Raw genomic sequence first — 238 nt, 5'->3', positions numbered from 1 at the left:
GAGATGACGCGTCGTAAAGGTGCACTAGATTTAGCCGGTCTACCAGGCAAACTGGCTGACTGCCAAGAGAAAGACCCAGCGCTTTCTGAACTATACATAGTGGAGGGTGACTCTGCGGGCGGTAGTGCTAAGCAGGGTCGTAACCGTAAGAACCAAGCGATTCTTCCACTTAAAGGTAAAATCCTTAATGTAGAAAAAGCGCGCTTCGATAAGATGCTTTCTTCACAAGAAGTGGCAA

The 238-nt window shown here is 47.9% G+C and carries 1 protein-coding gene; it reads left to right on the top strand.

Annotated elements, in window-relative coordinates; translation table 11 throughout:
• The coding region (locus tag MRS74_RS23675; protein ID WP_254582733.1) for a toprim domain-containing protein at nucleotides 1-238 on the top strand (238 nt) is incomplete at both ends.

The sequence above is a fragment of the Marinobacterium sedimentorum genome (assembly GCF_024267675.1).
In the GTDB taxonomy this organism is placed as follows: Bacteria; Pseudomonadota; Gammaproteobacteria; order Pseudomonadales; family Balneatricaceae; genus Marinobacterium_A; species Marinobacterium_A sedimentorum.
Note: the sequence above shows the minus strand (reverse complement) of the source record. Positions and strands in the feature narration are given on the sequence as shown.